General features: G+C 73.8%; 6 protein-coding genes and 1 pseudogene. 4 read left to right on the forward strand and 3 right to left on the reverse strand.

Annotated features, from left to right (window positions below; all coding sequences use genetic code 11):
• Nucleotides 1-26: 26 nt before the first annotated feature.
• Nucleotides 27-1583, reverse strand: coding sequence for an AMP-binding protein (locus VFW24_06355; protein ID HEX5266377.1), 1557 nt, complete (start codon nt 1581-1583; stop codon nt 27-29).
• Between the two features lie 39 nt (nt 1584-1622).
• Here VFW24_06355 and VFW24_06360 point away from each other — a divergent pair, with 39 nt between their 5' ends.
• The gene (locus tag VFW24_06360; protein ID HEX5266378.1) at nt 1623-2537 is read left to right on the forward strand and encodes an aldose 1-epimerase family protein; all 915 of its coding nucleotides are present in this window, start codon (nt 1623-1625) and stop codon (nt 2535-2537) included.
• On the opposite strand, the gene VFW24_06365 is transcribed toward VFW24_06360, so the two are convergent.
• On the reverse strand, nt 2527-3234 hold the full coding sequence (locus VFW24_06365) for an endonuclease/exonuclease/phosphatase family protein (GenBank protein ID HEX5266379.1): 708 nt from the start codon (nt 3232-3234) through the stop codon (nt 2527-2529). The two genes, VFW24_06360 and VFW24_06365, sit on opposite strands and share 11 nt — an antisense overlap.
• Between VFW24_06365 and VFW24_06370 the strand changes: the two genes are divergently transcribed.
• From VFW24_06370 to VFW24_06380, 3 genes and pseudogenes are all read left to right on the forward strand, one after another.
• Nucleotides 3221-3949 (forward strand): DNA-processing protein DprA, encoded by a 729-nt coding sequence (locus tag VFW24_06370; GenBank protein ID HEX5266380.1) that lies wholly within the window; start codon nt 3221-3223, stop codon nt 3947-3949. The two genes, VFW24_06365 and VFW24_06370, sit on opposite strands and share 14 nt — an antisense overlap.
• A gap of 59 nt (nt 3950-4008) precedes the next feature.
• Entirely contained in the window at nt 4009-4347 is a 339-nt protein-coding gene (locus VFW24_06375) for a hypothetical protein (protein HEX5266381.1), read from the forward strand.
• 82 nt (nt 4348-4429) lie between these two features.
• Nucleotides 4430-4756: pseudogene (locus VFW24_06380) on the forward strand (helix-turn-helix transcriptional regulator).
• Here the strand turns inward: VFW24_06380 and VFW24_06385 are convergent.
• Nucleotides 4710-5913 (reverse strand): hypothetical protein (locus tag VFW24_06385; protein HEX5266382.1); only part of this gene is annotated, 1204 nt, incomplete at its 5' end. The pseudogene VFW24_06380 and the gene VFW24_06385 overlap by 47 nt on opposite strands.

Consider the following 5913-nt stretch of genomic DNA (forward strand, 5'->3'; position numbering starts at 1 on the left):
GCGACCCGCCCCACGGCCCGCCCCCCTCAGACGATCCGCGTCGAGTGGCCGCCCCAGTAGCGGTCACGCAAGAGCCGCTTGTACAGCTTCCCGGTCGGCAGGCGGGGCAACTCGTCGGTGAAGTCGATGGAGCGGGGGCACTTGAAGTGCGCCAGGTGCTCCCGGCAGAACGCCATCAGCTCCCGCTCCAGGTCGGGGCCGGGCTCGACCTCGGGGGCGGGCTGCACCACCGCCTTCACCTCCTCGCCCAGGTCGTCGTTGGGAACGCCGATCACGGCGGCGTCGAGGACCTTGGGGTGGGTGACGAGGAGGTTCTCGGTCTCCTGCGGGTAGATGTTCACCCCGCCCGAGATGATCATGTAGGTCTTGCGGTCGGTGAGGTAGAGAAACCCGTCGTCGTCGATCCGGCCCACGTCCCCGACGGTGCTGGCGGTCCCGGCGCCGTCGCGCGACTCGGCGGTCTTGGCCGGATCGTTGAAGTACTCGAAGTTGGTGGCGCCCCGGAACCAGACCGTTCCCTCCCGGCCCGGCGGGAGCTCCTTGCCGTCGTCGTCGAGGATCAGCAGCTCGCCGAGAACGCAGCGCCCCACCGTCCCCTTGTGGGCCAGCCACTCCTCCGAGTTGCAGAAGGTGAAGCCGTTGGCCTCGGTGGCGCCGTAGTACTCGAGGACGATCGGGCCCCACCAGTCGATCATCGCCTGCTTCACCGGCACCGGGCAGGGGGCGGCGGCGTGCACGACGGCCTCGAGCGACGACACGTCGTAGCGCGTGCGTACGTCCTCGGGGAGCTTGAGCAGGCGCGAGAACATCGTCGGGACGAGCTGTGAGTGGGTCACCCGGTGGCGCTCGACCAGCGCCAGGTACTGCTCGGGGTCGAAGTGCTCCATGATCACGGCGGTCGCGCCCAGCCGGATGGTGACCGACACGCTGGCCTGCGGCGCCGAGTGGTAGAGCGGGGCCGGGGACAGATACACCATCCCCTCGCGCATCCCGAACAGGACGCGCACGAACTGCATCACGGGCAGCGGCGTGCCGGGCGCGTCCTCGGGCAGGGGGCGGAGGATCCCCTTGGGCCGGCCGGTCGTCCCCGAGGAGTAGAGGAGGGCCGCCCCGAGCTGCTCGTCGGCGACCGGCTCGGGGGGGAAGGCCGCCACCGCCTCCTCGTAGGACTCGAACGGGGGCGGGGCCTCACCGGCGCCGGCGCCCACCATGAGGAACCGCTCGACGCCCGGACACTGGGCGGCGGCGGCCAGCGCCACGTCCCGCTTGCCGGCCGAGGTGATGAACACCCGGGCCTGACAGTCGTCGACGACGTAGGCCACCTCGTCGGCGCTGAAGTACGAGTTGACCAGCGTGTAGTACAGGCCGGTCCGCTCGGCGGCGCCCTGGAGCTCGAGGTAGCGGGGGTGGTTCTCCAGGAACATCGCCACGTGGTCCCCGCGCCGCAGGCCCTGGGCCCGGAACAGCTGGGCCAGCCGGTTGGCCCGCGCCTCGTACTCGGCATAGGTCACGGTCTCCCCCGTCGATCCCATGATCAACAGGGGCTGATCGGGATGGGCGCGGGCGTGGTCGGCGGCGTACATCGGCCGCGGAGCGTACCGCCGGCGCCTACCTTCGGGCCCGTGCCCCGCCTTCCGTCCGGTGAGCAGTACGACCTGGCCGCCGGTCCCTACCGCGCCGCGGTCACGTCGGTCGGCGCCACGCTGCGCGAGCTGTCCTGGGCCGGCCGCCCGGTCCTGTCCGGGTTCGGGCCGGAGAGCCGCAGCACGTCCGGGCGGGGCCAGGTGCTGGCGCCGTGGCCCAACCGGGTGCGCGACGGGCGCTACCGCTTCGGCGGCGCCGACCTCCAGCTCGCACTCGACGAGCCGGAGCAGGGCAACGCCATCCACGGCCTGGTGCGCTGGCTCGAGTGGGTCATTGTCGAGCACCACCCGGACCGGGTGTCCCTCCGGCACGTGATCTGGCCGCGCGACGGCTACCCGTTCCTCGTCGAGCTGGCGGTCACCTATGCCCTCGATGCCGCCGGCGGGATCACCGTGCGGATGGAGGCGGTGAACGGCGGCACCGACGCCTGCCCCTTCGGGGCCGGCTTCCACCCCTACCTCGGCGCCGGCCACCCCGTCGACGAGACGGTGCTCCACGTCCCGGCGGCCACCTCCCTCGTCACCGACGAGCGGTCGACCCCGGTGGGGCGCGAAGTGGTGGCGGGGACCGAGCGGGACTTCCGTTCCCCCCGGTCCGTGGGCCCGGTCCGGTTGGACACGTGCTATACGGACCTCTCGCGGGATGGACAGGGGCGGGCCGAGATCACGGTCCTGGGCCCGGGTGGACCCGAGACCACGGTTTGGATGGACGCGGCGTTCGGCTTCGCCATGGTGTTCAGCGCCGACACCCTGCCCCAGTCGCAACGGCGGCGGGCGCTGGCCGTCGAGCCGATGTCGTGTGCCCCCAACGCCTTCCAGTCCGGGGAGGGGCTGGTGGTGCTCGCTCCCGGTGAGCGGTGGGCGGGGACCTGGGGGGTGACGGTCAGAAGCTGACCGTGGCGCGCACCGGGAGGTGGTCGGACCGCCCGGCCTGCAGCACGGCCCAGTCGACCGGGCGCACGGCCCGGTTCACCATGATGTGGTCGATCTGGCTGTGGGGCCGCGGGCGGGGCCAGGTGCGCCCCCGCACCGCCCGCGACCAGCCGGGCATCTGCAGGGACAGCAGCGGGCCCCACATGTTCATGTCCCCGGCCAGGGCGGTGGGGCGGTCGGGCCCGGGCAGGCGGCGCACGAGCTGGCGCAGCTGCACGGGCGAGCCGTGCGACAGGTGGTCGAGATGGGTGACCACGTAGGTGAACCGCTCCCCGTCCACGTCGATGTCGGCGTGCACGGCCAGGCGCCGGGGAGCGGTGTCCATCGGCATCACGCGCAGGTCCTGCACCTCGGTCGCCACCACCGGCAGCCGGGACAGGAGCGACACCACCAGCGTTCCCTGGGCCACCGCCTCGGGGCACAGGCGGGGCCGGCGCCCGGTCACCCGGCCCCGGCCCATCACCGAGTGGCTGACCGTGTACCCGAGCTCGGCTGCGGCCCGGTCGGCGTCGCTCTTCTCCCCGTCCGGCAGCCACGACTCCTGCAGCGCGACCACGTCGGCGTCGAGGGCGCGGCACACCTCGACGGCGTCGAAGGGCCGGCCCTGCTTGTCGCGGCTCCAGTGCACGTTGTAGGACGCCAACGTGATCCGGGCCATCTCGCCCAACGTAGCGGGGTACCCCGCGGCCCTCGCGGCACTGCGCCGGCCGCCACCAGAGCTGTGGATCCGGGGCAGCGATCCTCCGCCCGAATGCATCGCGGTGGTGGGCACCCGCCGGCCCGACCCGGCCGGACGGGCCCTGGCCCGCGCCATCGACGCCGGCGTGGCCCGGCGCGGCTACGGCGTCGTATCGGGCCTGGCGCCGGGTGTCGACTGCGCCGCCCACCGCGGCGCCCTCGACGCCGGCGGGGGCACGTGGGCGGTGGTCGGCAGCGGCGTCGACCTGGCCGTGGGGCCCGGAGACCCCGACCTCGTCGGCGACATGCTGGCGGCCGGGGGCGGAATCGTGGCCGAGGTCCCGGCCGGCACCCCGCCCAGCTCGCGCACCCTGGTGGCGCGGGACCGCATCCAGTCGGGCCTGTCGCGCGCCACCGTCGTGGTGCAGACCGACCTGGCCTCCGGCACCATGCACACGGCGCGCTTCACCATCGACCAGGGCCGGCTGCTCGCGGTCCTCACCCCGCCTCCGTCCCCGCGCCCGGGCGGCTGGTCCGGCAACGCCGCCCTGACGGCGGCAACGGGATGTGACCCGGCCGTCCTGCGCGCCACGGGCCGGGTGGCCGCCCTCGTGGCCCGGCGCCGGCCCGCCGCCGACGTCGTGCTCCCGGCCGACGGGGACCTCGGCGCGCTGTGGGCGGCGCTCGGGGTGTGACCCCTGTCTCACCCCGCCGCTCTTGACGTGGCAAGCACCTGCTAAATATACTTAGCAACATGCCTACCGCCATTACCGAGATCACCAGCAAGGTCCAAGAGCAGCTCCTGGACGCCCTCCGCGCCGGCCAGGACGCCGTCGTCGACACCGTCACGAGCGTGGCCGGGACCGTCGAGCGGGTGCTGCCCGAGCCCGCCAAGGGGACCCTCGCCTTCAACCTGCCGCTGGCCACCGAGGCCGCCGACCAGGCGTTCGGCTTCGCCGAGAAGGTCCTCGACGCCCAGCACAGGTTCGTCACCCGCGTGCTGTCCGCCCTCACCCCCGAGGACGGGACCGCCGCCTCCAAGCCGGCCCCCAAGGCCGCCGCCAAGACCAGCACCGCCAACGCCGCAGCCTGACCCACCTCCCCCCGACGCGAAGGGACGGCCTACCCCCCAGGCCGTCCCTTCGCCGCGCGCCCAGCTCGAGGCGCTCGGCCGCTTCATCCGCAGCCAGCGGACCCTGGCCAACCTCTCGCTGCGCGAGCTGGCCGAGCGGACGAGCGTCTCGAACCCCTACCTGAGCCAGATCGAGCGGGGCCTGCACGAGCCGTCGGTGCGGGTGCTGCGCTCGATAGCGCGGGCCCTCAACGTTTCGGCCGAGAGCCTGCTGGCCCAGGCCGGCCTCCTCGAGGGGACCGACCCGACCCGACCCCCGACCACGGTCGAGGAGGCCATCCGGGCCGATCCCGACCTCACCGACAGCCAGAAGGAGGCGCTGCTCAGCGTCTACCGCAGCTACCGGAGCGCGACGACCAGGCCGGATTGACGCTGGCCGCCAGCTGGGGGACCCCCCACACCGCCGACACCGGGCGCAGCACGTGCTCGAAGGTCGACCACCCGCCCGACCCCGGCAGCGGCTTGTTCTCGAGGATGTCGGTGACGGCGACGTCCGCGTTCGGGTCACCGAGGGTGCCGCTGTGGAACGCAGGCACCACCACCGTCGGCACCTCGGGATCGGGATCGTCGGGGGACGCCACCGCGTCGGCAACCGGCTCCACCGCCGCCAGGTGCACCCCGCTCGGCGGACAGGCGAGCAGGGACTGGATCACCGGCGCGTCGGTCTCGATGGAGCGGAACAGCGGCGTGCCGGGGGACACGTGCAGCGGCGACAGCCCGCCGAGCGCCCCGCTGAGCGCGGCCAGTCCCTCCCGGCCGACCACCCCCCACCCGTCGGTCCCCGGTGGCGGGTAGAACACCCGGCCTGGGGTGACCAGCGGGCTCAGCAGCACCACCTGGTCGACCGGGGCGCTCCGGTAGCGCGCCAGGTACGTCTCGGCCACGAGGGTCCCCTCGCTGGCCGCCACGATGCTGACCTTGCGGTGGGTGCGCAGAGCAAGGGCGTTCACCTGGGTCGCCATCTCGGCGTCGAGGGTCGTGAGACTGACCGACGTGTCGGACGGGTCGTAGGCGAGCGGCCGCCCGGTCCCGTCCAGGCCCTTGTAGGAGAAGCGCTCCTCGTCGAAGGGCCCGGCCAGCCACGGGCCGCTCGTGCCGTCCCACCGCGTGCCGAAGCCCGACGCGACGAGCACCGGTGTCCCGGCGGCGGGCCGGGGCGCCCCCGCCGCCTCCCGGGCCCGGACGCGCTGGTCGTGGGCGCGCGCCGTCGTAACGGCGAAGCCGATCTCGGTGCCGCCGCCCACGACCGCGAGCAGCAACACGAGGGCCGCCGGGGCCACGGGGGCAAAGCGACGTGATCTCCGCTCCGACGTCATGGCCCCCACGACCCCGTTCCACGCCCAGGCGTTGAACAGTCCCCCCGCCGCCGCGACCGGCACCGCCCACCCACCACGGTCGTGGGAGACCAATCCTCCGCATGCGCTCATGACCACGAACGTGAGGGCTATCCATCCCACGGCCCGCAGCGGCACCGTCCGCCGCCACCAGTCCGTGCTCACCGCCCCTCCGTTGGTGAGCAGGGCCACG

Source organism: Acidimicrobiales bacterium (assembly GCA_036273495.1).
In the GTDB taxonomy this organism is placed as follows: domain Bacteria; phylum Actinomycetota; class Acidimicrobiia; order Acidimicrobiales; family JAJPHE01; genus DASSEU01.

Excerpts from the sequence above, each read along its gene's own strand:
- VFW24_06365 (HEX5266379.1), bottom strand. The coding sequence starts at position 3,234 with ATGGCCCGGATCACGTTGGCGTCCTACAACGTGCACTGGAGCCGCGAC.
- VFW24_06355 (HEX5266377.1), bottom strand. The coding sequence starts at position 1,583 with ATGTACGCCGCCGACCACGCCCGCGCCCATCCCGATCAGCCCCTGTTG.
- VFW24_06375 (HEX5266381.1), top strand. The coding sequence starts at position 4,009 with ATGCCTACCGCCATTACCGAGATCACCAGCAAGGTCCAAGAGCAGCTC.